Raw genomic sequence first — 25,320 nt, 5'->3', positions numbered from 1 at the left:
AAGATCATTAAGAGAATAGAAGAACAACTTGTGTGGATTTTTACTGGTTGATCGATCGAAATAATTTTCATTGATTGAATGGTAGAAATTTCTCGAAGTTTATTTGAGCGAATTTTTAGTCAGAAAATTGATGAGCCAGAATTAGCACCTTGTCTTAACTAAGGTGCAAAATGATTTTAACTGAAGAGTTTGATCATGGCTCAGATTGAACGCTGGCGGCAGGCTTAACACATGCAAGTCGAGCGGAGATGAGGTGCTTGCACCTTATCTTAGCGGCGGACGGGTGAGTAATGCTTAGGAATCTGCCTATTAGTGGGGGACAACATTCCGAAAGGAATGCTAATACCGCATACGTCCTACGGGAGAAAGCAGGGGATCTTCGGACCTTGCGCTAATAGATGAGCCTAAGTCGGATTAGCTAGTTGGTGGGGTAAAGGCCTACCAAGGCGACGATCTGTAGCGGGTCTGAGAGGATGATCCGCCACACTGGGACTGAGACACGGCCCAGACTCCTACGGGAGGCAGCAGTGGGGAATATTGGACAATGGGGGGAACCCTGATCCAGCCATGCCGCGTGTGTGAAGAAGGCCTTATGGTTGTAAAGCACTTTAAGCGAGGAGGAGGCTACTGAGATTAATACTCTTGGATAGTGGACGTTACTCGCAGAATAAGCACCGGCTAACTCTGTGCCAGCAGCCGCGGTAATACAGAGGGTGCGAGCGTTAATCGGATTTACTGGGCGTAAAGCGTGCGTAGGCGGCTTTTTAAGTCGGATGTGAAATCCCCGAGCTTAACTTGGGAATTGCATTCGATACTGGGAAGCTAGAGTATGGGAGAGGATGGTAGAATTCCAGGTGTAGCGGTGAAATGCGTAGAGATCTGGAGGAATACCGATGGCGAAGGCAGCCATCTGGCCTAATACTGACGCTGAGGTACGAAAGCATGGGGAGCAAACAGGATTAGATACCCTGGTAGTCCATGCCGTAAACGATGTCTACTAGCCGTTGGGGCCTTTGAGGCTTTAGTGGCGCAGCTAACGCGATAAGTAGACCGCCTGGGGAGTACGGTCGCAAGACTAAAACTCAAATGAATTGACGGGGGCCCGCACAAGCGGTGGAGCATGTGGTTTAATTCGATGCAACGCGAAGAACCTTACCTGGCCTTGACATACTAGAAACTTTCCAGAGATGGATTGGTGCCTTCGGGAATCTAGATACAGGTGCTGCATGGCTGTCGTCAGCTCGTGTCGTGAGATGTTGGGTTAAGTCCCGCAACGAGCGCAACCCTTTTCCTTACTTGCCAGCATTTCGGATGGGAACTTTAAGGATACTGCCAGTGACAAACTGGAGGAAGGCGGGGACGACGTCAAGTCATCATGGCCCTTACGGCCAGGGCTACACACGTGCTACAATGGTCGGTACAAAGGGTTGCTACACAGCGATGTGATGCTAATCTCAAAAAGCCGATCGTAGTCCGGATTGGAGTCTGCAACTCGACTCCATGAAGTCGGAATCGCTAGTAATCGCGGATCAGAATGCCGCGGTGAATACGTTCCCGGGCCTTGTACACACCGCCCGTCACACCATGGGAGTTTGTTGCACCAGAAGTAGGTAGTCTAACCGCAAGGAGGACGCTTACCACGGTGTGGCCGATGACTGGGGTGAAGTCGTAACAAGGTAGCCGTAGGGGAACCTGCGGCTGGATCACCTCCTTAACGAAAGATTGGTGACCGGTAAGAATCCACAACAAGTTGTTCTTCGAAGATGTATCTGAGGGTCTGTAGCTCAGTTGGTTAGAGCACACGCTTGATAAGCGTGGGGTCACAAGTTCAAGTCTTGTCAGACCCACCACTACTGACGAAGTGATGAATAATCACAAGCTGCTAGATAAAAAGATATGTCGTTCATTATGATTAAAGCTGGGGACTTAGCTTAGTTGGTAGAGCGCCTGCTTTGCACGCAGGAGGTCAGGAGTTCGACTCTCCTAGTCTCCACCAAATTCGAGGGTAAACAAAGCAACGCTTTGTCCGAGAATTTAAGCAAACAGCTATGCTGTGCGCAGGCACACATAGAACGAAGCTTGGAGCTAAAGATTACAGAACTTAGTAAGCAAATAGCTTCTTAACTTCTGTGATTTATCACAGTTTACTACGCACCGACGAGGTGGTAGTTAATCATTAACAGATTAGAAAATTGAGTCTGAAATAAATTGTTCAAACTCGATTAAATAGGAAGATAACAAGTAATTGTTAAATTAATATTTAATCTGAGAACTAGCAAAAACACTGAATCAAGCGTTTTGGTATATGAATTTAGATTGAAGCTGTATGGTGATTAAATTCACAGACAACAAACCAGTAGCAATTAAGTTTGCAACGATAACACTCACTTGTATGTGTTAACGACTGTTTGGGGTTGTATAGTCAAGTAATTAAGTGCATGTGGTGGATGCCTTGGCAGTCAGAGGCGATGAAAGACGTGATAGCCTGCGAAAAGCTCCGGGGAGGCGGCAAATATCCTTTGATCCGGAGATTTCTGAATGGGGGAACCCACCCGCTATAAGGCGGGTATCATAAACTGAATACATAGGTTTATGAAGCGAACGAGGGGAAGTGAAACATCTCAGTACCCTTAGGAAAAGAAATCAATTGAGATTCCCTTAGTAGCGGCGAGCGAACGGGGAGCAGCCCATTAAGTTATGTGTGTTTTAGTGGAACGCTCTGGGAAGTGCGAACGTAGAGGGTGATATTCCCGTACACGAAAGGGCACACATAATGATGACGAGTAGGGCGAGGCACGTGAAACCTTGTCTGAATATGGGGGGACCATCCTCCAAGGCTAAATACTCCTGACTGACCGATAGTGAACCAGTACCGTGAGGGAAAGGCGAAAAGAACCCCTGTGAGGGGAGTGAAATAGATCCTGAAACCGCATGCATACAAGCAGTGGGAGCCGACTTGTTCGGTGACTGCGTACCTTTTGTATAATGGGTCAGCGACTTATATTCAGTAGCGAGGTTAACCGAATAGGGGAGCCGTAGAGAAATCGAGTCTTAATAGGGCGTTTAGTTGCTGGGTATAGACCCGAAACCAGGCGATCTATCCATGAGCAGGTTGAAGGTTGGGTAACACTAACTGGAGGACCGAACCCACTGTCGTTGAAAAGCCAGGGGATGACTTGTGGATAGGGGTGAAAGGCTAATCAAGCCTGGTGATAGCTGGTTCTCCCCGAAAGCTATTTAGGTAGCGCCTCGGACGAATACCATTGGGGGTAGAGCACTGTTTCGGCTAGGGGGTCATCCCGACTTACCAAACCGATGCAAACTCCGAATACCAATGAGTACTATCCGGGAGACAGACTGCGGGTGCTAACGTCCGTAGTCAAGAGGAAAACAATCCAGACCGCCAGCTAAGGCCCCAAAATTATAGTTAAGTGGGAAACGATGTGGGAAGGCATAGACAGCTAGGAGGTTGGCTTAGAAGCAGCCACCCTTTAAAGAAAGCGTAATAGCTCACTAGTCGAGTCGGCCTGCGCGGAAGATGTAACGGGGCTAAAACTATGTGCCGAAGCTGCGGATTTGACATTAGTCAAGTGGTAGGGGAGCGTTCTGTAAGCCGATGAAGGTGTATTGAGAAGTATGCTGGAGGTATCAGAAGTGCGAATGCTGACGTGAGTAACGACAAAACGGGTGAAAAACCCGTTCGCTGAAAGACCAAGGGTTCCAGTCCAACGTTAATCGGGGCTGGGTGAGTCGACCCCTAAGGCGAGGCCGAGAGGCGTAGTCGATGGGAAATTGGTTAATATTCCAATACTTCTGTGTAATGCGATGAGAGGACGGAGAAGGTTAAGTCAGCCTGGCGTTGGTTGTCCAGGTGGAAGACCGTAGGCATGCATCTTAGGCAAATCCGGGGTGCTCTATGCTGAGAGTCGATAGCAAGCTGTACTTGTACAGTGAAGTGGCTGATACCATGCTTCCAGGAAAAGTCTCTAAGCTTCAGTTACACAGGAATCGTACCCGAAACCGACACAGGTGGTCAGGTCGAGTAGACCAAAGCGCTTGAGAGAACTCTGCTGAAGGAACTAGGCAAAATGGTACCGTAACTTCGGGAGAAGGTACGCTGCTGACGGTGATGGGACTTGCTCCCTGAGCGGTTGGCAGCCGCAGAAACCAGGCCGCTGCAACTGTTTATTAAAAACATAGCACTCTGCAAACACGAAAGTGGACGTATAGGGTGTGATGCCTGCCCGGTGCTGGAAGGTTAATTGATGGGGTTAGCGTAAGCGAAGCTCTTGATCGAAGCCCCAGTAAACGGCGGCCGTAACTATAACGGTCCTAAGGTAGCGAAATTCCTTGTCGGGTAAGTTCCGACCTGCACGAATGGCATAATGATGGCGGCGCTGTCTCCAGCAGAGGCTCAGTGAAATCGAAATCGCTGTGAAGATGCAGTGTACCCGCGGCTAGACGGAAAGACCCCGTGAACCTTTACTGCAGCTTGACATTGAACTTTGACCTTACTTGTGTAGGATAGGTGGGAGGCTTTGAAGTTGGAACGCTAGTTCCAATGGAGCCGTCCTTGAAATACCACCCTGGTAATGTTGAGGTTCTAACTCTGTCCCGTAATCCGGGACGAGGACCATGTCTGGTGGGTAGTTTGACTGGGGCGGTCTCCTCCTAAAGAGTAACGGAGGAGTACGAAGGTGCGCTCAGCGTGGTCGGAAATCACGCGTAGAGTATAAAGGCAAAAGCGCGCTTAACTGCGAGACCCACAAGTCGAGCAGGTACGAAAGTAGGTCTTAGTGATCCGGTGGTTCTGTATGGAAGGGCCATCGCTCAACGGATAAAAGGTACTCTGGGGATAACAGGCTGATACCGCCCAAGAGTTCATATCGACGGCGGTGTTTGGCACCTCGATGTCGGCTCATCTCATCCTGGGGCTGAAGCAGGTCCCAAGGGTATGGCTGTTCGCCATTTAAAGAGGTACGCGAGCTGGGTTTAGAACGTCGTGAGACAGTTCGGTCCCTATCTACCGTGGGCGCTGGAAATTTGAGAGGATCTGCTCCTAGTACGAGAGGACCAGAGTGGACGAACCTCTGGTGTACCGGTTGTCACGCCAGTGGCATCGCCGGGTAGCTATGTTCGGAAGGGATAACCGCTGAAAGCATCTAAGCGGGAAGCCTACCTCAAGATAAGATTTCCCTAGGAATTTATTCCTCTAAAGAGCCGTTCGAGACTAGGACGTTGATAGGTTGGGTGTGGAAGCACGGTGACGTGTGAAGCTGACCAATACTAATTGCTCGTGAGGCTTGACTATACAACACCCAAACAGTTGTTGTATTCAAGATAAATTCAATACACAACTTGATTTAGTGTATAAACTAGTTAAAATGCTGAACACAAAGTTAGACTCAATATCTAATCCGTTAATAACTCTTTGGATCGTAAGTAAGGCAAACATTATTAATTAATGTGAATAAGACCCGAAAACACCACAACAGTTTGCTGGCGACAATAGCAAGAGTGAACCACCTGATCCCTTCCCGAACTCAGAAGTGAAACCTCTTCGCGCTGATGGTAGTGTGGCGTTTGCCATGTGAGAGTAAGTCATCGCCAGCTTTTAAATCTAAAACACCCCCTCCGCGTAAGCAGAGGGGGTGTTTTTTATTGGGAAGCGAAAAAGAAAACTTAAAACTAATCTCAATTGTTTTATCTCTACTTCAATTTATAATCGAGTTAAATTCATAATTATAAAAAAGGAATTCAGCATTGAATGTAATTATCCAGTTGCTAGGTGGTATAGGCCTATTCCTTTTAGGCATGTCTCTGATGACGGATAGCTTAAAAGCAATCGCTGGCGAAGCTCTACGACAATGGTTAGTTAGATTTACAAATTCTCCGATTTAAAAAATAGATTTTAAAAATTTGGTCAGAAATTAAATAAAAGTGACAATTATTATCTTTTGCTAAAATTTCCTTAATTAAAATGTGACCTAGTTCATCTAAAGCTTGGTTCAAAATTAAATTTTATTTACACCAAATCTAGAATATGGTTTCATTACCCATATTTTTTAATAATGAAGAAAATTACATTCAAAATGAACATAGGGGAAATGGAATGTTAATGAATAAAAAGCAACTAAAGTTAAAATTATCTGCGATTACGATATCTGTTTTATTAGCAAGTTGTGGTGGCGGTGGGGGATATTATGGTTCAAATGATAACGATTCAAGTGGCGAGTCTGGTGGCGGAGATACAGGTGGTGAAGTCGTTACCCCTACAGTTACGGCAACTGGTTTGAAGATTGAATTAGATAAATTAGCAATTGCAGCGACAAACGGACAGTTAATAGTAACGGTTCGTGCTTTAGATACTAATAAAGGTGGTGTTGCTGATGCTCCAGTTACTTTATCAATCATAGACCCAACTGATAATGTGATCAATACAGGGCTTTCTAAGCAACAAACGGATGAATCAGGAAATGCTGTTTTTGTTTTAAAAACACCTGCTACATCTACAACCTTGTCTGATTTAATTAAGAATGGTTTTAAAATTGTTGTTTCAACAAACGATAGCAAATTAAGTCAAGAACAAACAATCGCTGTTACGGGTGCAGATACAACTACTGGTTCAGATACTACGAGTATTGTATTATTTGATGCAACTAAAACATCTTTGAATGTCCGTGGAGATCAGACCACAGTAACATTGACTGCGGTTGATGCAAATGGTGCTACTTTAGCAAACCAAGCTATTTCTTTAAAAGTAAAGAACTCTGCCTTAAATGGTGTTAAATTCACGCCTAATGCTTCTCAAACTGATGAAAATGGTAAAATTACTTATACATTATCGTTTACAGAAGCACAAAGATCTTCAAGCTATACTGCAGAACAGTTCATAGCTGATGATTTAGTATTTGAAGCGAATTTTGGTCAGTCAACAAAAGTCTATACTTATAAACTAGATATCGTAAATTCAGTGGTACCAAAACCTGTGGGGGCAATCTCTGTAGCGTATAACCCAACTAAGATACAAGATTCGGAAAATGGCGTCTACTATTACCAAAATGTTTCGGTACAAGTGACTGATATAGATGGTAAGCCATTAGCGAATCAAGATGTCGTTATGGGTGTTAATGCTTTAACCTATAATAAAGGTTATTATGCATTTTTTGATACGGATACTCCACCTGATGGTAAAGCTGATGAATATTTACCTGCTGTGATTACTCAATGTGTTACACCATCAATTATTGTTAACAGCGATGGTAAGCAAGTTAATCAGTTAAAACCTGTAAAAGAAGGGCAAACTGTACAAGTTGTATCGTTTATTAATTCTGAAGGTACACCTGCTACAGATAATAAATACACAACTGATGCAAATGGTCGTTTTGATCTAAAAATCCAGTATCCTAAAATATATGCAGGATATTTAACTGTACAGTTGTTAGCGGATTCAATTGTAAGTGGTAAATCGATTAGTGGCTCAACAAGTTTTTCTCTCAGCTATTTAGCAAGTGATGTTGATATAGCGAATGGAATAGCACCAAACTTGACAAGTCCATATGGTGTCTCTTCAAATTGTTTAGATGGTCAATAATTTATAGTTAAATAAAAAACGGCTTTCGAGCCGTTTTTTATTTGCCGATAATTTAAGATTTAATCATACAATAAATCCATTTGTTTAGCTAATTGGTATAAATTATTTGAACGATTACCTGTGCGGCAGAACATTAAAACTGGTTTTGGTAATTCATTAAAATGATTGGCAAAAGTGCGAACATCTAACTCAGTCATTTGACCTGATACGACTGGTTGATATACATAATCAAGACCTGCTGAACGTGCCGCCTCTTCTATTTGAGCGCTAGTAGGTTGTTCTGGTCCACCTTCCATATCAGGACGGTTATTGATGATTGATTTGAAGCCTTTTTCGACGACTTGCTCAACATGTTCAGGACAAATTTGACCTGCAAAACCAACATTTTCTGACATCTTGTCACTCCAAAAATAAACAAAACATTTTATGCTCTATCATAGCATTAAGCTTGATCTTGAGTTTAAATGTCTATAGTAAATACATGATGATAAGCAAAAGATAACGCAATGGAGCGCGCATGCACACCTATACAGTTGAGCCGTTGTATGTTCCTAGTGGTGATGAAACGATTGCTGCTGATTTTTATCTACCGAAATCCAACATAAAACCAGCCGTTATTATTATGGCGCATGGTTTTGCTGGATTACGTCAGTTTAAATTAATTCAGTATGCGCAGCGTTTTGCACAAGCGGGTTATGCTGTTATTTTATTTGATTATCGTTATTGGGGCGGGAGTACTGGGAAACCTCGAGAGTTGATCTCTTTAAGTGCTCAATTAGATGATTGGAAAACCATAGTTCAGTATGCATCAAATTGTAAATATATTGATAGTAGACGTATTATCTTGTGGGGAACCTCATTAAGCGGCGGTTATGCTTTAAGTTTAGCGACAGACCTAAAAAACATTCAGGCAATCATGGTTCAAGTTCCGTATGTTGATGGTGCTGAAACAGCGAAACTTTATCCTTTGCAACGCTATCCTGAAGCATTAAAGCGATCAAGTCAGGATTATATGGGCTCAAAAATGGGGCTTGCACCTAAAACACTGCCTGTTGTTGATCAATACAAGCTTTGTTTTTTACCTACATCTGATAGCTACTTTGGATATCATTCAATAGTGAATCCTGATTATTATTGGAGTGGTGAAGTTCCAGCACGTGTATTTTTTAATTTAATGCGTTATCGCCCAATCCAATTTGTAAGAAAAATTAATATTCCTGTTTTATTCATTGCTGCTAAGAATGACACTTTAATTCCAATTCAGTCTAGTCGTGAAGCAGCAACCAATATTGCGCCATTTGTAACGTATCATGAGTGGGATATTAAACATTTTGATATTTATCATGGTTCATGGTTTGAAAAAGCAGTCACAACCCAATTAGAATTTTTGCATCAACATATTGGAGTGATGTAAATGATTATAGTCTGTAGTTCATGTGGTGCAAAAAATCGTGTGCCAGAAGAGAAATTAAGTACGCATCCAAGTTGTGGTAAATGCCATCAGCCATTATTACCACAACAACCTATTGAATTGAATGAACAAAATTTCAGTAATTTTATTTCTAATACTGATTTACCTGTATTGATTGATTTGTGGGCAGAATGGTGTGGCCCATGCAAAATGATGGCTCCACATTTTGCTCAAGTTGCAACCCAAAATCCATATGTGATTTTTGCAAAGATTGATACAGAAGCAAATCCAAGATTGAGTGCAGCATTTAACGTACGTAGTATTCCAACTCTAGTGCTGATGAACAAAACAACTGAAATTGCTCGAGTGAGCGGAGCATTACGTGCACCTGAACTTCAGCAATGGCTAGAGCAACATTTGAAGTAACATCAAGAGATATTTGATATGACTGAGCGTTTGAACCATCCTGAAGGCACGCTTTCTTTGCAAACGATTGCAATGCCTGCTGATACTAATTGGAGTGGTGATGTTTTTGGTGGATGGATTGTATCTCAAATGGATTTGGCTGGTGCAATTCACGTCGAGCGCTTCAGTAAAGGTCGTTGTGCAACGATTGCAATTAATCAGATGGCTTTTTTAGTCCCTGTGAAAGTCGGAAATGTGATTAGTTGCTATACAAAAATCTTGAAAGTTGGTAATACTTCGGTTCAAGTACAAATTGAAGTATGGAACAGTCATGATGATTCGCGTGAACCAGTGCGAATTACTGAAGGGGTGTTTACCTTTGTTGCGGTCGATGTAAAGGGTAATAAACGTCAAATTTCAGAAGAAGTTAGACAGAAATTTACAGCAACGCTATCGGTTTAAGCGTATTTGCTTGATACGATTAGGGAGTTATCTCGTTAGGATTTAAGCATGGCTGAAGAGCTCATTTTGCAACAAGGCGATAAAGCCGAACAATATCAAAGTATTATCCCTCAGATTAAAGCAATTGTTGAGGGTGAGCCTGACCTGATCGCTAATCTTGCAAATATTTGTGCTGCACTGAATCAGCAATTTGGTTGGTTATGGGTTGGTTTTTATTTGGTTAAGCAAAATGAATTGGTATTAGGTCCATTTCAGGGACCAATTGCCTGTACTCGTATAGCGAAAGGTCGTGGTGTATGTGGTACAGCATGGCAACAACTACAAGTTATTATCGTTCCTGATGTTGAGTTGTTTCCAGGACATATTGCATGTAGCTCAGCGTCTAAATCAGAAATCGTATTGCCGATTATGCAAAATACGGAATGTGTTGGTGTACTGGATATTGATAGTGATGAACTCAATCAGTTTGATGAAGTCGATGCCAAATATCTGCAGCAACTTATTTCTATTATTGAAACATCAATTACTCATTCATAAAGGTATAACCCAAATAGATTTGAGCTATACCTCTATAGTTAGAACATGGTATTACTGTTTTTACTTTGCTCTGGGATGTTTTGAATCACATCCCAATGCTCGATAATTTTCCCATTTTCAACACGGAAAATATCAATAATCGCTCGTCCCCGATCTGTATCATTTTCAGTTGAATGAATATGTAGAACAACTAGGTTTTTTTCAGCAATCGCTTTTTTAATTACATTTTTTGCTGCTGGATTATTGCTAAATTTCTCCGTAAAGAAGTTTACAAAAGGTGCTTTGCCATCGGGAACATTCGGATTATGTTGAATATATTGGTCGCCAATATAGCGATCAGCATGTGCTTTAACTTGGTGTTTCAAAAAAACACCTTCATAAAAGTCCACGACAATTTTCTTATTTTGTTCTGATAGCTCATCGGAGAGAGTTTGGTTCGAGCTGTTAAGATGAGTTGTATTCGATGGAATAGAAGAAGAAGCAGTAATGATAGTCGTCAAAAATATGATGGGAATAAAGTAAATTTTTTCATAATATCAAGCCCAAGAAACAAAACGGTATTTGTATCTTGGGCTGAGTAACTATCTAAAAGAAGTTTAGATCAGTTATTATTTTTTACGTTTGGGTAACCAAGCCCAAAGCATTTGGCATTGGATCGGTTCATTTGCTGAATCATCAATGACTGTAACAGGAATCAGTAGCTCGCCTTTTTCATTATTTGCAATGAACTTTTGTTGATCAGCCGATAATGTTGCAGTTGCAGTTAAACCGCCTTGTGCGACTTTTAAATAATCTACATGTAAAGATTTGATCAATAAAATACGATCATCAGGTACATGTAAACCTGTTAAAAATCCAGTTGCTGTCTCAGCTAATAAAGCCATAGCTGCGGCGTGTACACCCTTAATATGATTTTGCATATTACGTTGGTTTTCAATGCGAACAGTCACATGATCTTTATCTACTTCTAAATAGCGTATGTTCGCTGTTCCTACCATCGGAACAACATGACCAAATGCTTTGCTCCATAAGGTACTACGGATACCTTTAGGGAATTTAGAAGTGGTTTTAACTAACGTATAAAGACGGTTATCTTTTGCCATAGCGAGCCTATTGCTTAGTCTTTGAAATTATTAAATTGCAGTGGCAGACCAAATTGTTGTTCACGTAAAAAATTCATGACTTGTTGCAACGTATCACGTTTTTTATCAGTGACGCGGATTTTGTCCCCTTGGATAGAAGATTGCGCTTTGATACCACTTTCTTTAATGGCTTTATTAATTTTTTTTGCAGTATCTGAGTCAAGTCCATCTTTGAGTTTGACCACTTGTACTACATGTTTACCTGATGCAGTGGCTTTTTGTGGATCAAGTGCTTGTACATCGACCTTACGTTTATAGAAATGATTTTCAAGCATGGTATAGACTTGTTCACATTGGAAATCACTTTCAGTCGAGATTTTAATCTCTTTATTTTTCTCATTTAACTCGATCGAAACGTCTTGTCCGCGAAAGTCGAAACGTGTACCAATCTCTTTTTGCGTGTTTTGTACCGCATGATTGACTTCAAATAACTCTAATTCAGAAACAATATCAAAAGAAGGCATGGTTAGACCTTTACAAAGGGAAAGAATATTTGAGATGCTAAGGGTGTTTTCTTCATTTGCCAAGTGTTGTTTACATCAAAGGAGTGCGCAATGATCCGTAAACAAGAAATTACAACATTTGAGTTCCCAGAGGACGCGATCATCTGGGATGTCCGAGATACCAAAGCGTATTCAGAGGCTCATGTCAAAGGGGCAGTAAATCGTCCTATTGCTGAATTAACTGCGGATAGTTTGACTCAAGTTGCAGCGGATCAGCCGATTTACATTTTATGTGGTGGTGGCAGTAAAGCACCGCGAGCAGCTGAGCTTTTAGAAGGTCTAGACAGTTCACGTGAATACGTCATTTTGATGGGAGGTACTCGTGCAGCACGTGATGCTGGCTTACCTCTTGTAGAAGGTGTGTAAATGAAAAAAGTTTGCCAAAATACATTTGTGTTTTGGCAAACTCATAAAAATAAATCAAAGTTTCTATTTGAAAGATAAAAACTACATTTGCTTAGAATAATACGGTTTCTTTACTTTTACTTTTTTTGGGAAACGTAATGGATTCAATTTACTTAGTAAAGATTGTGGAGCTGGACAAAGCTCACCCAATACTAATGCAGCTAAAATCTCACTGCATAATGGTGCAAATAAAAATCCTTTAGAACCTAAACCTGCAAAAGTATAAATTTCACTGTTTGATTCCATTTTCCCAACTAAAGGAAAATAGTCTGAACTCTGCGCCCGAATAGAAGCACGACCATGCCATATGTCGATAGATGGAAGTTGTTCCGCATATTGTGGGAAGACACTGTGGATAAGTTCGTAATTATGCACATGGTCTTCAGCAAGAACATCACTATCGTCACGGTTAGGGTAGAAGGATGCACCTAAAATCAATTGAGAGTCATCTAACTGCATACAATAACCACCATAGCTATAAGCTTTATCCAAGGCCAAAGGCTGTATGGCGTTATTTACCCAACTGACCTGCCCTCGAATAGGCTTCAATACAGGATAGTTTTCAAATAAGGCAGCACTTTGTTTTGCACAACATACGATGACGTGATCTGCTACCGAAATTAAGTCCTGATCTTGCCAAATTTCTGTTTGCGTTGCTTTTGGTCTAAGACGAGAAACTTTGGCTTTTTTTATGCTGATATTTGAATGTTTTAAAATCTCATCACGCAACACATGAGGAGAAACTGCGCCAGCTTGCTGCAATATCAAACTTTGATAGTGGGTTTCGAGTGTTTGATTGGGAGAAGAATGAGCTGTCCCGAAAACTGATTCAGGATATTGTTGTTCTAGTCCAAGTAGCTCATCGGCATTTTTTATTGCGATCTGTTCTACTCGGATTGAACGGAATGCTTTAAATCGTGAATAAAAGTTTAAAGCATGCTGCCAGCTTAGAGTCATTAAATGTTCATGAGCTTGATCAATTGGACACAGCTTAGGATTGAGTAACGCAAGAGGATTACCAGAAGCACCTGAAAGTGGTTCATTTTGCTCGTAAATCATTACTTGATGTCCACGCTGAGCAAATGCCCATGCGGTGGTCAAACCTGCTATTCCAGCACCGATAATGGCGATTTGTCGCTGCTTTAGTTGCGTTGTTTCAGGTAATGCTGCTGGAAGCTCTTGGAGTAGCTCAGCCTCTGGATTTTCCTGATCTGGGCAGTCTAGCCAAATGGCTTTTAACATTTCTCGTTTGTGACCAAAGCCTCTAGGTCGGCTGATTTGGATCCCGTGTTGTTTTAGTCCGCGTTTAAGAACACCTGCAACGCTGAAGGATGCAAAGGTCGTTCCGTACTCGGATAAGCGCACAATATGATTTAATACATTTTCTTGCCACATATCAGGGTTACATGAAGGCGCAAACCCATCGAGAAACCAAGCATTGACTGATTGTGTTTTTGGGATACTTGGGAAAATGTCCTGCGCATCACCGAGCCATAGATCGATGCTAAATCGCTCTTCGTGAAAACTCAGGCGATGACAACCTGCAATTGGTAATGGGTATTGTTGTACTAATTTTCCTGCAAGAGGTTTAAGCTCATCCCAAACACTAAGCGCACGTATGAGATCAGCTTTACTGAGAGGGAATTTTTCAACACTGATGACATGTAAATGACTGTGATTATCAGGGCGAACACTTTGCCAAAGTTGCCAAAGGGTAAGAATATTGAGTCCTGTACCAAAACCCGTTTCACCTACACAGAAATACTGATAGTCACTGAGTTCTGATAAACGTGTACTAAGATCATTTCCATTTAAAAACACATGACGTGTTTCGAGTAAACCGTTATCTTTAGAAAAGTAGACATCGCCAAATTGTTTAGATATGGGAACTTCGATACCATCAACAAGTTCCCAATCTAATTCAGCTGTTTGAAGTTTTAATGTTTGTGACATGAAGATTTATATTTACCACTGACGACGACGTTTGGTGTAGACATAACTTGCGATAAAGAAACCTAAAATTACCCCGACAGCAATCGTCATAGCGCCATATAAAAACATCTGAGCACTGCGTTCACTTTGCAGAACTTGGACTTGTACAGTCAAGTTATCATTTTTTAATTGTAATTCTTGATTTTGAGACAGAGCTTGCAGATTTGCATGTTCAAGTTGTTTCAAGCGTGTTGCTTGATCTTGAATCATGGCTTTGACTTTTGCATCTTGTTGTTGTTTGGCTTTTGCAATTTGTTCCGCAGTCAATGGCTTTGGTGCTGAAGCCGTTGTTGTATTGTTTGTGGAGCCACCTGTTGTTGCTGTTGCAGGTTTAGGTTGTACAGTTGCAGGTGTAGTAACGGGTGTTGTAGGCGCAGCCGCTGTTGGTGCTGATGGCGTTGTTGGTTCAACAGCCCAAGTCGTTGAACTGAGTAAACATAAAGCGAAAAAGCTTCTCACTGAAACTTGCATGATTTACCCTTTTGGAAAAGCTTTGTTGAACAATTTCACTTCGATATCAGCATATATCCCTTCTTTTAAGAACGGTTCATCTTGGATCCATGCATCGAGAGCTTCACGACTATCAAATTCGACAATAATCGTGCTACCTAAGAATCCTGCTTGAGGATTGTTTGGGTCTTTAGGATGAGCGCCCGCTGCGATCAGACGACCTTCATCATCTAATTTTTGTAAGCGTTCTAAATGTTGAGGTCGTGTTGCTAAACGTTTTTCTAGAGTACCTTCACGATCAGTACAAGTCAGCACAAAATAGGGCATAGATGTAGCTCAATAACTTTAAATTTAGTCTGTGGTTTTAAAATGCTTTCTTAAGCAAAACAGTATAACAGCAAGGTAACTGATAGAAACGATAATATCGCCAAATGCGGTGAACTCGCCCCAATATTTGCCTTGCATAAAGATAAAACCGAAGAAAAAATGTAGTGAGGCTAATAAGAAGAATTGCCCACACCAAGCCCAGTTTAAACGCATCCACCCTTGAGGACTTAACTCAAGTAACGAACCTAATAATTTTTGGATAATTGGCATCCGTTCTTTATTGAATAAAGGCGTGACTAAGAACCCGATACCTATTCCAATATTGATGATGACAGCTTTCATTTTAATGTAAGTTACATCACTGAAAATTAAAGTGATTCCTCCAAAAATAATGGACATCACCACAATAAACCATTGCATTTTTTCCAGTTTGAATTTTTGGAAAAAGAACAAACAGCCATAAACCACTAAGGTTGAAATAAGAAGCGCGCATGTTGCAACAAGAATATGATTTTGATCAGTATTTCCTGCGCTACCCACCAATTGGAGAAGGGGATGTTGACTATCTTTAGGATCGGTCGTTTTATAAAAGTAGAAGAAGATAATCAGCGGAAGGTAGTCGAGCAACGCTTTCATGTTACAGTACGATGATGAAATAGGTCAGATAGCATAATACAAACCATGTTCGGTGTCGATTTACATACACATACTCACATTTCTGATGGTACGTTCTCTCCTGAGCAACTGGTACAGGCTGCTGTCGATTTGAAAATCCATATGTTGGCTGTAACTGACCATGACACTATGGATGGTTTAAGCTCTGCACGAAAGTATGCTCAAGATCATGATATTCAGATTATTTCTGGTGTTGAAATATCGAGTCAGTGGTCAAGACCAAACACGAAAAAAAGCTATGGTGTGCATATCGTGGCGCTGAATATGCAAGATGAAACACCGATCCAAGCTATGCTTGAAAATCAGAAAAAAGTCCGTGCGGAACGAGCTAAGGTCATCTGTGACTTATTAGAGAAATGTATTGATTTTGATATTTATCCAGATGTAATTGCGAAGGTTGATGGGCAATCAGATCGTGTAACCCGAACGCATATCGCTAAAACATTGGTAGAGAAAAATATCGTTAGTCGTCCACAGCAGGCATTTGACCGTTTCCTAAAAGAAGGAAAAAAGGCTTTCGTAAAATTTGAAGGATTAGGCTTAAAAGATACCATCGATGTGATACATGCGAGTCAGGGTTTTGCTGTATTAGCTCACCCAACGCGCTATGATTTATCTGCGACGAATATCCGCTATTTAATTGAATTATTTGCTGAGGCGGGAGGAGATGCAGTTGAATTACCTCCAAGTATAGAACCCGCTTCGACACGTCAAATGGTTGATCGAATGATTCAGCAGTTTGATTTAGCCGTTTCAATTGGCAGTGATTTTCATGGTGAAAATATGCCATGGATTAAACTGGGTAATACACCACGAGTAAAAGAGGGGCAAATTGGAATTTGGGATCATTTCCAATAATTCTACCTTACAATAAGTTGTGATCATGTGCCTGTATGGGCGGTGGAGTAGGTCTGCCCAGCGTGCTTAACAGTTCAATTTCAATTGAACGCACCATCGCATCTAAAGGTAAGTCGTTGCTTTGCGTTCCAAAAGGTTCTTCAATTTCTGTGCTCAGCGCATCGAGTCCCAAAAAGGTATAAGCCAAAATTCCGACTAAGAGTGGTGTGACTAAACCAAGTAAAGAACCTAAGCTAAATGGCAGCATAAAACAGAAAAAATAAACAGTTCGGTTTAATAAGACCGAATAAGCAAAAGGAATAGGGGTATTGGCAATACGATCACAACCCGTTTGCATCTCACTTAAAGCTGCGACATGACGGTTCATTTGTGTATAAATCACATCAGAAATTTCACCGTCTTTCAGCGCTTGCAGTAATTCCCATTGAATAAGGCTTAGTGTGTATTGCGGAGCATTATGTTGTTGGTAAAGCTGATTCAAAGCTTGCTGACTCAAACCGCTGGTTTCGGTCAGTTCAGTTGGGTTGGCTGTTTGGTGGCGTAATCGATCACGCAGCACATTCGCAAAAACAATCACATTTTGAATGATTCTTTCACGTCTGGCTTGTGCCAACACTCGACAATCTCGATCAAAATGACGTGAAGTCGCAATTAAAACACCCCAAAGTTTACGTGCTTCCCACCAACGGTCATAACATGCCGTATTTTTGAAACCTAAGAAAATCGACAGTACAACGCCGATCAATGTAAAACCAACCAATGGAATTTCAGGAAAACGATACAGGTCAATATATTCAACTCCGCCAATAATTGCAGAGATCAACATCACAAAACCTAAAGAGGGTAAAATTTTGGGTAAAATCGTCCCGCGCCATGAGAATAAAACTTTAAAAATGCTAGGCTGGTCGCGGACAATCATGTTATTTGAATCATTAATTTTATCTGTTGATGTTCATGTTAGATGGGCGCTTTGTCAAGATCAGATTGCTTGATTTTAATAGGGTTGAGTAGTTGTTGTTCAGTAAAAGAAAAATAGCCGTCAGGTGAAATAATAAAGTGATCAATCAAATGAATTTCAACTAATTTACAAGCTTGTTTGAGTTGTTGAGTAAAGTAGATGTCTTCATTTGAAGGTTGGGCTATTCCGTAGGGATGGTTGTGTGCAACGACGATTTGACAGGCCTGTTGTTGAATTGCGTAGCGTAGGGTCTGATTCAATGAAACGCTACATGAATGCTGCGAACCGTAAAATAGTTTTTTGAAATGAAGCTTCCTCAGTTCTGCATCTAAACACAGAACAGCAAATACTTCTTGTTTTTCACCTAGAAGTTCATAACGTAAATAATCCAAAACCAAAGAAGAATGATCTAAACATAGTCGTTGTTGATGAAAATAGTTATTCAAATAACGTCGTCCTAATTCTTTGACTGCCATGAGTTGCGCATATTTGGTTGACGCGATGCCATTAAATTGGGACAAGTCTTCTAACGAAGCATCAAAAATTGGGTTCAATCCTCCAAAATGCTGAATCAGGATACGAGAAAGTTCAACAGCTGAGTGTTGTTTCGAGCCAGAGCGGAGAAAAATCGCTAGTAGTTCAGCATCCGATAAACTTTGAGGTCCTTGCGAGAGTAAACGTTCTCTTGGTCGTTCTTGTTCTGGCCATGCTTTAATGGATTGTTTTATAGATTGATTCATTTTTATTCACATAATTTTTTTATGATGATAATTTTTCCAAGTGCATCACTTGGGTATGGCGATATTTAATGATATTGTGAGCGCCACTGCAACAGAAAGGTACCCTGTTTGTGAGCTTCGATCTAAGTGTAATTCCACATAAAAACATTATATTAGCGGTTACGGGTGGTATTGCTGCCTATAAAAGTGCCATTTTAGTACGCCGTTTAAAAGATTTTGGTTTCGATGTCCGCGTGGTCATGACACATGGCGCACAAGCATTTATCACACCTTTAACATTTCAAGCCTTGTCAGGGAATCCTGTACATACTGAGCTACTCAACCCTGAAGCAGAAGCAGGTATGGGACACATCGAGTTGGCGCGATGGGCTGATTTAGTGTTAGTCGCTCCAGCAAGTTGTGACACGATTGCGAAATTTGCCAATGGTTTGGCAGATGATTTGCTCAGTACATTATATTTAGCGACGAAAGCCCCTGTTTGGGTTGCACCTGCTATGAACCAGCAAATGTGGGCAGCAAAAGCAACGCAACGCAATCTACAAACTCTGGTTGAAGATGGTGTGCATGTCATTATGCCTGATGCTGGTGAACAAGCTTGTGGAGATGTTGGTCTAGGTCGTATGCCTGAACCTGAAGATTTAGCCAAACAAGTTGCAGCCTATTTTCATAAAGCGCAGCGTGCAATTGCTGAGAAATTTGGTTTACTCGCTGGCAAGCGTGTCACTATCACTGCGGGTCCAACGCGCGAAGCAATTGATCCTGTCCGTTATATTTCTAATCACAGCACAGGAAAAATGGGCTTTTCTTTGGCAGCAGCATGTTATGCGGCTGGTGCAAAAGTCACTTTAGTTGCAGGTCCTGTCAGTTTAGATACACCAAATGGTGTTGATAGAATTAATGTGAAATCTGCTATGCAAATGCTTGATGTTAGTATGAATCAGCTCAAAGAAGGTTGTGATATTTTTATTGCAACTGCCGCTGTTGCTGATTATCGAGTTGCTGAAGTTGCGGAACATAAAATTAAGAAGTCTGGAGATGAACTTGCAGTTTCATTGGTTAAGAATCCAGATATTGTAGCGACCATTGCACATCAACAACAGCGTCCATTTATGGTGGGCTTTGCCGCTGAGACGCAAAATGTCGAAGAATATGCAGCAGGTAAATTGGTTGCTAAAAAACTAGACATGATCGCATGTAATGATGTGTCTCGACCTGATATTGGTTTCGCTTCTGATGAAAATGCGATGACAGTATTTTTTGCTCAGTCATACCATATGGAAAAGCGTGAGTTAGAGAAAGCGTCAAAGCAAGAGATTTCGCAACAGTTGGTAGAAGCAATCCATGATGCTTTACTACAGAAGTCGTAAATAAAACAGTTTTACTTTTAATTAAAATGCAACGAAATCGTTGCATTTTTTATGTATTCTAAACTTACGTCGTCATCTGACCTACAAGCACAACTGTGTGTGATGTCAGTCTGTACGTGAACTCAATTATAGCCACAGTTTTGATAGGACATCCTGATGATTAAAAAAACTTTAGCCACTGCACTTATGTTGTCATATTTTAGTTTGAGTAGCCCAGTTTTTGCTGGTGGTTTATCTGATGATATGAAAGTACTCGGTAAAAACTATAAAGCATTCAATCAGGCTGAAAATCCACAGGCGGCAACAGCTGCTTTAAATAATATGCGTGCAGCAGCAGTCCATTCAAAACAGTATAAGTTGGCCTCACATTCAGCTGAAAAAGTTCCGACATCAACAGCATTATTTGAGCAAATTATTGTTGAAATTGATAAGGCAAAAGCACTTGTTCAAGCTGGTAAGTTAGACGAAGCAAAAAAACAAGCGAAGAAAATTGCAGATTTACGTGATCAAGGTCATAAGCATTATATGCATTAATTTATTGGGATTTAGATCAATAAATCTAAGCGTGTATTGTTAAGTCGAGCCAGTAGTTTAGTGATAAAACTGTACGTATTAAGCGTGCAGTTTTTTTATGCGCATTCATTTATATTGAATGAGAACATAAACTGAGCATGATTCGGATTTTCATTAAATTTCTAAATTGATACAGTGAAACGATGAATGATGAGAGCTAATCCTATGTCCTCACAACAACATTATCAGCGAATTGCAGAAGCGATTGCTTATATACAGAACAATTTTCAAAGACAGCCGCAGCTTGATGAAATAGCAGCACATATTCATCTTAGTTCAGCACATTTTCAGCGCTTATTTACTGAATGGGCGGGTACTAGTCCGAAGAAATTTTTACAATATATTAGTATTGAACATGCAAAGAAGATTCTGAAGCAACAGCAGGGCAGCGTATTTGATGCAACATTTGCTACAGGATTATCAAGTACCAGTCGACTACATGATCTTTTTATTCAAATAGAAGGTATGACACCTGCTGAGTATAAATATGGTGGGCAGCATTTAACGATTCATTATCAGTTTTCTGAAACACCATTTGGTCAGGTGTTGATTGCATCCACTCAGAAAGGCATTTGTACACTTCGATTTGTAGAAAATAAAGCTGAAGCATTAGCACATTTAAAAGAGCAATTTCCTCATGCAATGTATATTGAACAAGTTGACGCTTTTCAAGAAGCTGCACTGAAGTTTTTTCGTCAGGATTGGGAACAACTTTCGATGATTAAATTACATCTCAAGGGCACATCCTTTCAATTAAAAGTTTGGCAGAGCTTACTCAAAATTCCAATGGGGCAACTTTCGACTTATGGACAACTTGCCCAGATGATTGATCATCCCAAAGCAGCTCGTGCTGTTGGAACAGCAATTGGTCATAACCCGATTGCATTTTTAATCCCTTGCCATCGGGTGATTCAGTCGACTGGCGCTATCGGTGGATATGAGTGGGGAACAGTTCGTAAAACAGCTATTATTGGTTGGGAGGGTTCGCAGACTCATGCAATTATTTGATATTGAAGCAGATCCAACAGTGAACTATTTACCCTACGAGGGGACTGTTCATTATTATGGTAAAGTTTTAAGTAGTTTAGAAGCAGATCACTATTTCGAAATGCTTATGAAGAATATTGCATGGGAAAACGATCAGGCGATTATTTTTGGTCGAAAAATTATAACTAAAAGAAAAGTCGCTTGGTATGGTGATCGAGGCTTCGAATATACGTATTCCAACATTAATAAATATGCTTTGCCTTGGACTATAGAACTGATTGAGTTAAAAGCCTTAGTCGAAAAATTAACAGGTGAAACATTCAATTCTTGCTTGCTCAATCTTTACCATTCTGGAGAAGAAGGGATGGCTTGGCACAGTGATGATGAAATCGATCTTATCAAAAATGGTGCAATTGCTTCTTTAAGTTTTGGAGCAGAACGTAAATTTGCGTTTAAACATAAACAAACCAAAGAAAAAGTTGATGTATTTTTAGAACATGGCAGTTTATTAGTTATGAAAGATACGACACAGACATATTGGTTACATCGTTTACCGCCAACCAAAAAAATATTTACACCACGGATTAATCTTACCTTTAGAACGATTGTTGAGTAATAAAAAAAGGACTGATATTCAGTCCTTTTTTACAGCTATCGCAATAACGATTATGCTTGACCTTGAGCATCTGCATCCGCTTGTAAGCGTTGCATATTTGCTTCAAATTCTGCATCAAAGTTAATTGGTGTAAGTAACAATTGTGGGAAGCTACCCTTCGTTACTAAATCATTTACCGATTCACGTAAGAACGGGAACAAGATATTTGGGCAGTAAGCACCTAAGATATATGGAAGACGGTCTTCTTCAACGTTATCAACCAAGAAGATACCTGATTGAGTTACATCAACGATAAACGCCGTTTCATTTTCATTTGTTGCTTGAACTACAACTTTTAATGATACTTCGTAATGATTTGGGTCAATTTTTTCTGCAGCCGAAGATAAATTGATATTGAGTTCTGGTTGCCATTGTTTTGTAAATACTTGCGCGCCAGGAACCTCAAAAGAAATATCTTTAGTATAAATACGTTCTAATGCAAGTTGTGGTTGAACTTGTTCTTCGCTCATTGTTTTTCCTTAAAGTTAAGCTAATAATTGGTCGAGTTTACCTTCACGCTCTAAAGCATAAAGTTGATCAAAACCGCCAATGAATTGGTCTTTGATAAAAATTTGAGGCACTGTACGGTGGTTAGTACGTTGCATTAACTCAATACGAACTTCAGGTGCTTCATTTGAAAGATTAATTTCTTTAAAAGCAACGCCTTTACGCTCAAGTAATTGTTTTGCACGTACACAGTATGGGCAAGACAGCGTTGAGTAAATTGTGACGTTTGGAGTTGTCATCTTATTGCTCCTTAAGCTTTGGTTTTACTTTTAACTAAGGGTAAGCCTTGAGCTTTCCAGTTGCTGATACCACCATCTAGACGATAGCTATCTGCATGCGCAACTTTTTGCAATGCTGCACCCGCAACTTGACCTAAGTTACAGATAAATACCAATGGACGATCACTTGCTTTTAATTCATCTACATGACTTGTGATTTGGCTATATGGAATGTTACGGCTACCGCTGATGTGACCATCACGGAAATCTTTCGCATCACGAAGGTCAATCAGCATGGCATTTTTTGCTTTAACCAAAATACCGAGTGATTGCGGTGAAATTTTACGACCATTACGTTGTCCTTCTAAAACAAAGAACAACACGATCAATACGCCGAGCGCACCAAATAAGAAGGGGTGATTCCCCATAAACTCTAACCAGCGTTCCACAAGTCACCTAAAGTTAAAATCAAAATTGATCCTGAGTATAACGTATCTCTATGGTGATCAAAATCCTTAGTTCAAGGGGGAATGATCGAGAAAAGTTAACTTTTTTGTTGTGCTTCTTGAATTTCATCAATGAGGCGTAAATAACTGTCAAGACGGCGCTGTAAGATTTCGCCTTGATCAACTGCTTGTTTCAATGCACAATTTTTCTCATGCGTATGGGTGCAATTACGGAATTGGCAGAGACCAAGATATGATTCAATTTCAGGAAAACCTGTGCGAACTTTTTCTAAATTTAGATGCCATAGTCCAAACTCACGAATCCCAGGAGAATCAATCAATGCGCCGTTTGATCCAAATTTAATCAGACGTGTTGAAGTCGTGGTGTGTTGACCAAGGGCTGAGTTTTCTGAGATTACATTGGTTTTCTGTGCTGCATTTGGGACGATGGTATTGATCAATGAGCTTTTACCTACACCTGATTGCCCTACAAAAGCCACAGTTTCCTTGTCCAAGCGTTGAGCAAGTTCAGTCAAATCACCTTGTGATTGGCAGATCATGGTTTCATAACCCAATGCTTCATATTCACTGAGTAAATTTAGAATAGGATCATTTTCAGTGAGTAAGTCTGATTTGTTGAGTACCAATAATGCAGGAATATTGGCATCAGCACAGGCAACCAAATAACGATCAATCAATGTTGGTGCAGGTTCTGGCAATGGTGCAAATACAATCACAATCAGACTAATGTTTGCTGCCACAGGCTTAACCTTATGATAGCGGTCAGGGCGAGTCAGTAGAGATTGTCTAGGATAGATCGCAGTAATGATTCCTAAACCTGTATTTGGATCTGCTTGCCATTTGACGCGATCACCAGTGACCAATAATTCGAGATTGGTACGAGTATGGCAACGCCAAACACTACCCAATTCAATTGGTTTCCAGAAAGGCTCAGGCTCACCATCTTGAACTTCTGGTTTTTCTGGATGTTGATCAGGTACAGAGAGCGCTTGTACTTCGAGTTGACGACCATAATGCTGAACAACTAGCCCATCCAAATCTTGTGATGTGTCAATGTCGTCTTGACGAGATTTGTGCTGTTTCTCAATACGACGTTGCTGTTGTTCGGTTAAGCGACGTTTACGAATTAAAGCCATTCATGTCCCAAAAAATCCATACATTTAAGACCGCAAAAATAGCATGAAGCCACTATAGAATTACAGCCAAGAAGTAATTAATTTGCTACTATTGATGTTTTTAAGCACTTTAGAATCACGATCTATGAGCAGTACCCCAGATACACGATTAATTTGGATCGACCTAGAAATGACAGGTCTGGATACGGATAACGATAAGATTATTGAAATCGCAACAATTATTACTGATGATAATCTTAATATTCTTGCTGAAGGTCCTGTTTTAGCGGTTCATCAATCAGATTTGATTCTAAACGCAATGGATGAATGGAATACCAAGCAACATGGTCAATCAGGTTTAATTGAACGTGTACGCCGTAGCAAATTGTCTGCGCAAGATGCAGAACAGCAAACACTTGAGTTCTTAAAAAAATGGGTGAATCCAAAATCATCACCAATGTGTGGTAACTCAATTTGCCAAGATCGCCGTTTCTTACACCGCCTGATGCCTGAACTTGAACAATTCTTCCATTATCGTAATTTAGACGTATCTTCAGTCAAAGAGTTGGCGAAACGCTGGAGACCTGAAATTATGAGTGGCTTAAAGAAAAATGCCTCACATTTGGCGATGGACGATATTCGTGACTCAATTGCTGAATTAAAATATTACCGTGAATATTTTTTTATTATGAATAAATAACTCATGGCTTATCTTTTATAAGGATGCCATTGAAATATAAAAGGAGCTTCGGCTCACTGCTGTCCCACAAATATCACAAGAAGAACCTCAATTGAGGTTCTTCTTGTTTTCGCCATTTTTTATCAGGCACAAAGAGTGACCTTAAAAGTTTCCTTTCAAATAAATTGACCTGAATAATTCTCAGTAAACGCTGAACACTCCATCCTTCTTGTGCCATGTGTTTAGCGAAGTTCACCAGCAAATAGGCAATTAATGCAATCCATATTTGCGTT

Annotated in this window: 27 protein-coding genes, 2 tRNA genes, 3 rRNA genes and 1 pseudogene; 18 read left to right on the top strand and 15 right to left on the bottom strand. The window is 40.6% G+C overall.

All coding sequences use genetic code 11. The features are described from left to right. The first annotated feature begins 177 nt into the window (after positions 1–177). The 7 genes from F948_RS05720 (at position 178) to F948_RS05695 (ending at position 7,594) form a co-directional block, all read left to right on the top strand. A 16S ribosomal RNA gene (locus F948_RS05720) occupies positions 178–1,714 on the top strand. 59 nt (positions 1,715–1,773) lie between these two features. Next, positions 1,774–1,850 (top strand) — tRNA-Ile (locus tag F948_RS05715). A 70-nt stretch (positions 1,851–1,920) separates the two neighbouring features. Then, positions 1,921–1,996: transfer RNA gene (locus tag F948_RS05710), tRNA-Ala, on the top strand. A 424-nt stretch (positions 1,997–2,420) separates the two neighbouring features. Beyond that, positions 2,421–5,311, top strand: a 23S ribosomal RNA gene (locus tag F948_RS05705). A gap of 187 nt (positions 5,312–5,498) precedes the next feature. Further along, positions 5,499–5,613: ribosomal RNA gene (gene rrf, locus F948_RS05700) — 5S ribosomal RNA — on the top strand. The 16S, 23S and 5S rRNA genes sit together here with 2 tRNA genes alongside, the layout of an rRNA operon. 150 nt (positions 5,614–5,763) lie before the next feature. Further along, complete coding sequence (locus F948_RS16350) at positions 5,764–5,901, top strand: hypothetical protein (RefSeq protein ID WP_155115066.1); 138 nt, start codon at positions 5,764–5,766, stop codon at positions 5,899–5,901. 211 nt (positions 5,902–6,112) lie between these two features. Next, complete coding sequence (locus F948_RS05695; protein ID WP_004960971.1) at positions 6,113–7,594, top strand: Ig-like domain-containing protein; 1,482 nt, start codon at positions 6,113–6,115, stop codon at positions 7,592–7,594. Positions 7,595–7,653: 59 nt separating this feature from the next. Here F948_RS05695 and F948_RS05690 read toward each other — a convergent pair whose 3' ends face one another. Continuing rightward, complete coding sequence (locus tag F948_RS05690) at positions 7,654–7,989, bottom strand: protein tyrosine phosphatase family protein (RefSeq protein WP_004960967.1); 336 nt, start codon at positions 7,987–7,989, stop codon at positions 7,654–7,656. 122 nt (positions 7,990–8,111) lie between these two features. Between F948_RS05690 and F948_RS05685 the strand changes: the two genes are divergently transcribed. From F948_RS05685 to F948_RS05670, 4 genes are read left to right on the top strand one after another with little or no spacing between them, the layout of a single operon-like run. Further along, positions 8,112–9,008 (top strand): alpha/beta hydrolase, encoded by an 897-nt coding sequence (locus F948_RS05685; protein WP_004906487.1) that lies wholly within the window; start codon positions 8,112–8,114, stop codon positions 9,006–9,008. Next, positions 9,009–9,431: a thioredoxin TrxC gene (gene trxC, locus F948_RS05680; RefSeq protein WP_004960964.1), complete on the top strand. Its 423-nt coding sequence runs from the start codon at positions 9,009–9,011 to the stop codon at positions 9,429–9,431. Between the two features lie 18 nt (positions 9,432–9,449). Then, a complete protein-coding gene (locus tag F948_RS05675) occupies positions 9,450–9,872 on the top strand; it encodes an acyl-CoA thioesterase (protein ID WP_004960961.1) in 423 nt (140 codons plus the stop codon). Between the two features lie 48 nt (positions 9,873–9,920). Then, positions 9,921–10,409, top strand: a complete 489-nt coding sequence (locus F948_RS05670) for a GAF domain-containing protein (protein ID WP_004960958.1) — start codon at positions 9,921–9,923, stop codon at positions 10,407–10,409. A 38-nt stretch (positions 10,410–10,447) separates the two neighbouring features. On the opposite strand, the gene F948_RS05665 is transcribed toward F948_RS05670, so the two are convergent. From F948_RS05665 to F948_RS05655, 3 genes are all read right to left on the bottom strand, one after another. Then, positions 10,448–10,879, bottom strand: a complete 432-nt coding sequence (locus F948_RS05665) for a nuclear transport factor 2 family protein (RefSeq protein WP_227545334.1) — start codon at positions 10,877–10,879, stop codon at positions 10,448–10,450. A gap of 138 nt (positions 10,880–11,017) precedes the next feature. Further along, positions 11,018–11,512: a DUF4442 domain-containing protein gene (locus F948_RS05660; RefSeq protein WP_004960952.1), complete on the bottom strand. Its 495-nt coding sequence runs from the start codon at positions 11,510–11,512 to the stop codon at positions 11,018–11,020. A 14-nt stretch (positions 11,513–11,526) separates the two neighbouring features. Then, a complete protein-coding gene (locus F948_RS05655; RefSeq protein ID WP_004906495.1) occupies positions 11,527–12,015 on the bottom strand; it encodes a YajQ family cyclic di-GMP-binding protein in 489 nt (162 codons plus the stop codon). A 90-nt stretch (positions 12,016–12,105) separates the two neighbouring features. Here F948_RS05655 and F948_RS05650 point away from each other — a divergent pair, with 90 nt between their 5' ends. Next, the gene (locus F948_RS05650; protein ID WP_004960948.1) at positions 12,106–12,420 is read left to right on the top strand and encodes a rhodanese-like domain-containing protein; all 315 of its coding nucleotides are present in this window, start codon (positions 12,106–12,108) and stop codon (positions 12,418–12,420) included. An 81-nt stretch (positions 12,421–12,501) separates the two neighbouring features. On the opposite strand, the gene mnmC is transcribed toward F948_RS05650, so the two are convergent. The 4 genes from mnmC to F948_RS05630 are packed head-to-tail and all read right to left on the bottom strand — an operon-like array spanning position 12,502 to position 15,864. Beyond that, positions 12,502–14,412 (bottom strand): bifunctional tRNA (5-methylaminomethyl-2-thiouridine)(34)-methyltransferase MnmC2/FAD-dependent 5-carboxymethylaminomethyl-2-thiouridine(34) oxidoreductase MnmC1, encoded by a 1,911-nt coding sequence (gene mnmC / locus F948_RS05645; protein WP_004960945.1) that lies wholly within the window; start codon positions 14,410–14,412, stop codon positions 12,502–12,504. 12 nt (positions 14,413–14,424) lie between these two features. After that, positions 14,425–14,922, bottom strand: coding sequence for an SH3 domain-containing protein (locus tag F948_RS05640; protein WP_004955537.1), 498 nt, complete (start codon positions 14,920–14,922; stop codon positions 14,425–14,427). A 3-nt stretch (positions 14,923–14,925) separates the two neighbouring features. After that, entirely contained in the window at positions 14,926–15,228 is a 303-nt protein-coding gene (locus F948_RS05635; protein WP_004906511.1) for a YciI family protein, read from the bottom strand. 24 nt (positions 15,229–15,252) lie between these two features. Continuing rightward, entirely contained in the window at positions 15,253–15,864 is a 612-nt protein-coding gene (locus tag F948_RS05630; RefSeq protein WP_004906514.1) for a septation protein IspZ, read from the bottom strand. A 45-nt stretch (positions 15,865–15,909) separates the two neighbouring features. Between F948_RS05630 and F948_RS05625 the strand changes: the two genes are divergently transcribed. Then, a complete protein-coding gene (locus tag F948_RS05625; protein WP_004960943.1) occupies positions 15,910–16,761 on the top strand; it encodes a PHP domain-containing protein in 852 nt (283 codons plus the stop codon). A 7-nt stretch (positions 16,762–16,768) separates the two neighbouring features. Here the strand turns inward: F948_RS05625 and F948_RS05620 are convergent, their stop codons facing one another. Both F948_RS05620 and radC read right to left on the bottom strand, forming a co-directional pair. Beyond that, entirely contained in the window at positions 16,769–17,680 is a 912-nt protein-coding gene (locus tag F948_RS05620) for a bestrophin family protein (protein WP_004906518.1), read from the bottom strand. A gap of 38 nt (positions 17,681–17,718) precedes the next feature. Next, positions 17,719–18,459 carry a RadC family protein gene (gene radC, locus F948_RS05615; RefSeq protein ID WP_004960941.1) on the bottom strand — a complete coding sequence of 247 codons (741 nt, stop codon included), beginning with the start codon at positions 18,457–18,459 and terminating at the stop codon, positions 17,719–17,721. Between the two features lie 110 nt (positions 18,460–18,569). Between radC and coaBC the strand changes: the two genes are divergently transcribed. The 4 genes from coaBC to F948_RS05595 all read left to right on the top strand — a co-directional run bounded on the left by coaBC (position 18,570) and on the right by F948_RS05595 (position 22,002). Beyond that, positions 18,570–19,826 (top strand): bifunctional phosphopantothenoylcysteine decarboxylase/phosphopantothenate--cysteine ligase CoaBC, encoded by a 1,257-nt coding sequence (coaBC, locus tag F948_RS05610; RefSeq protein ID WP_004960939.1) that lies wholly within the window; start codon positions 18,570–18,572, stop codon positions 19,824–19,826. 156 nt (positions 19,827–19,982) lie between these two features. Beyond that, entirely contained in the window at positions 19,983–20,360 is a 378-nt protein-coding gene (locus F948_RS05605) for a cytochrome b562 (RefSeq protein WP_004960937.1), read from the top strand. A gap of 204 nt (positions 20,361–20,564) precedes the next feature. After that, positions 20,565–21,407, top strand: a complete 843-nt coding sequence (locus F948_RS05600) for a methylated-DNA--[protein]-cysteine S-methyltransferase (RefSeq protein ID WP_004960935.1) — start codon at positions 20,565–20,567, stop codon at positions 21,405–21,407. After that, positions 21,394–22,002, top strand: a complete 609-nt coding sequence (locus F948_RS05595; RefSeq protein ID WP_004955552.1) for an alpha-ketoglutarate-dependent dioxygenase AlkB family protein — start codon at positions 21,394–21,396, stop codon at positions 22,000–22,002. The genes F948_RS05600 and F948_RS05595 overlap by 14 nt, the downstream gene beginning before the upstream one ends. A 50-nt stretch (positions 22,003–22,052) precedes the next feature. Here the strand turns inward: F948_RS05595 and secB are convergent, their stop codons facing one another. From secB to rsgA, 4 genes are all read right to left on the bottom strand, one after another. Further along, positions 22,053–22,511 carry a protein-export chaperone SecB gene (gene secB / locus F948_RS05590; RefSeq protein ID WP_004906530.1) on the bottom strand — a complete coding sequence of 153 codons (459 nt, stop codon included), beginning with the start codon at positions 22,509–22,511 and terminating at the stop codon, positions 22,053–22,055. Positions 22,512–22,526: 15 nt separating this feature from the next. Beyond that, a complete protein-coding gene (gene grxC, locus F948_RS05585; protein WP_004774456.1) occupies positions 22,527–22,787 on the bottom strand; it encodes a glutaredoxin 3 in 261 nt (86 codons plus the stop codon). Positions 22,788–22,798: 11 nt separating this feature from the next. Next, the gene (locus F948_RS05580) at positions 22,799–23,215 is read right to left on the bottom strand and encodes a rhodanese-like domain-containing protein (RefSeq protein ID WP_004955555.1); all 417 of its coding nucleotides are present in this window, start codon (positions 23,213–23,215) and stop codon (positions 22,799–22,801) included. Between the two features lie 95 nt (positions 23,216–23,310). Next, positions 23,311–24,369, bottom strand: a complete 1,059-nt coding sequence (gene rsgA / locus F948_RS05575) for a small ribosomal subunit biogenesis GTPase RsgA (protein ID WP_004960932.1) — start codon at positions 24,367–24,369, stop codon at positions 23,311–23,313. Positions 24,370–24,493: 124 nt separating this feature from the next. Here rsgA and orn point away from each other — a divergent pair, with 124 nt between their 5' ends. Further along, positions 24,494–25,048, top strand: a complete 555-nt coding sequence (orn, locus tag F948_RS05570; protein WP_005403665.1) for an oligoribonuclease — start codon at positions 24,494–24,496, stop codon at positions 25,046–25,048. A 73-nt stretch (positions 25,049–25,121) separates the two neighbouring features. Here the strand turns inward: orn and F948_RS15975 are convergent. Further along, positions 25,122–25,320, bottom strand: a pseudogene (locus F948_RS15975) (IS4 family transposase); the annotation flags it as partial.

Source organism: Acinetobacter junii CIP 64.5 (assembly GCF_000368765.1).
Lineage (GTDB): Bacteria > Pseudomonadota > Gammaproteobacteria > Pseudomonadales > Moraxellaceae > Acinetobacter > Acinetobacter junii.
This window is presented reverse-complemented; position numbering and strand designations above follow the sequence as displayed.

Coding starts and splice junctions, on each gene's coding strand:
- secB (WP_004906530.1), bottom strand. CDS start 22,511: ATGAGCGAAGAACAAGTTCAACCACAACTTGCATTAGAACGTATTTAT.
- trxC (WP_004960964.1), top strand. CDS start 9,009: ATGATTATAGTCTGTAGTTCATGTGGTGCAAAAAATCGTGTGCCAGAA.
- F948_RS05640 (WP_004955537.1), bottom strand. CDS start 14,922: ATGCAAGTTTCAGTGAGAAGCTTTTTCGCTTTATGTTTACTCAGTTCA.
- F948_RS05675 (WP_004960961.1), top strand. CDS start 9,450: ATGACTGAGCGTTTGAACCATCCTGAAGGCACGCTTTCTTTGCAAACG.
- grxC (WP_004774456.1), bottom strand. CDS start 22,787: ATGACAACTCCAAACGTCACAATTTACTCAACGCTGTCTTGCCCATAC.
- F948_RS05605 (WP_004960937.1), top strand. CDS start 19,983: ATGATTAAAAAAACTTTAGCCACTGCACTTATGTTGTCATATTTTAGT.
- radC (WP_004960941.1), bottom strand. CDS start 18,459: ATGAATCAATCTATAAAACAATCCATTAAAGCATGGCCAGAACAAGAA.
- F948_RS05650 (WP_004960948.1), top strand. CDS start 12,106: ATGATCCGTAAACAAGAAATTACAACATTTGAGTTCCCAGAGGACGCG.
- F948_RS05685 (WP_004906487.1), top strand. CDS start 8,112: ATGCACACCTATACAGTTGAGCCGTTGTATGTTCCTAGTGGTGATGAA.
- F948_RS05630 (WP_004906514.1), bottom strand. CDS start 15,864: ATGAAAGCGTTGCTCGACTACCTTCCGCTGATTATCTTCTTCTACTTT.
- F948_RS05635 (WP_004906511.1), bottom strand. CDS start 15,228: ATGCCCTATTTTGTGCTGACTTGTACTGATCGTGAAGGTACTCTAGAA.
- F948_RS05600 (WP_004960935.1), top strand. CDS start 20,565: ATGTCCTCACAACAACATTATCAGCGAATTGCAGAAGCGATTGCTTAT.
- F948_RS05690 (WP_004960967.1), bottom strand. CDS start 7,989: ATGTCAGAAAATGTTGGTTTTGCAGGTCAAATTTGTCCTGAACATGTT.
- F948_RS05620 (WP_004906518.1), bottom strand. CDS start 17,680: ATGATTGTCCGCGACCAGCCTAGCATTTTTAAAGTTTTATTCTCATGG.
- orn (WP_005403665.1), top strand. CDS start 24,494: ATGAGCAGTACCCCAGATACACGATTAATTTGGATCGACCTAGAAATG.
- F948_RS05625 (WP_004960943.1), top strand. CDS start 15,910: ATGTTCGGTGTCGATTTACATACACATACTCACATTTCTGATGGTACG.
- F948_RS05695 (WP_004960971.1), top strand. CDS start 6,113: ATGTTAATGAATAAAAAGCAACTAAAGTTAAAATTATCTGCGATTACG.
- rsgA (WP_004960932.1), bottom strand. CDS start 24,369: ATGGCTTTAATTCGTAAACGTCGCTTAACCGAACAACAGCAACGTCGT.
- F948_RS05670 (WP_004960958.1), top strand. CDS start 9,921: ATGGCTGAAGAGCTCATTTTGCAACAAGGCGATAAAGCCGAACAATAT.
- F948_RS05660 (WP_004960952.1), bottom strand. CDS start 11,512: ATGGCAAAAGATAACCGTCTTTATACGTTAGTTAAAACCACTTCTAAA.
- F948_RS05655 (WP_004906495.1), bottom strand. CDS start 12,015: ATGCCTTCTTTTGATATTGTTTCTGAATTAGAGTTATTTGAAGTCAAT.
- mnmC (WP_004960945.1), bottom strand. CDS start 14,412: ATGTCACAAACATTAAAACTTCAAACAGCTGAATTAGATTGGGAACTT.
- F948_RS05595 (WP_004955552.1), top strand. CDS start 21,394: ATGCAATTATTTGATATTGAAGCAGATCCAACAGTGAACTATTTACCC.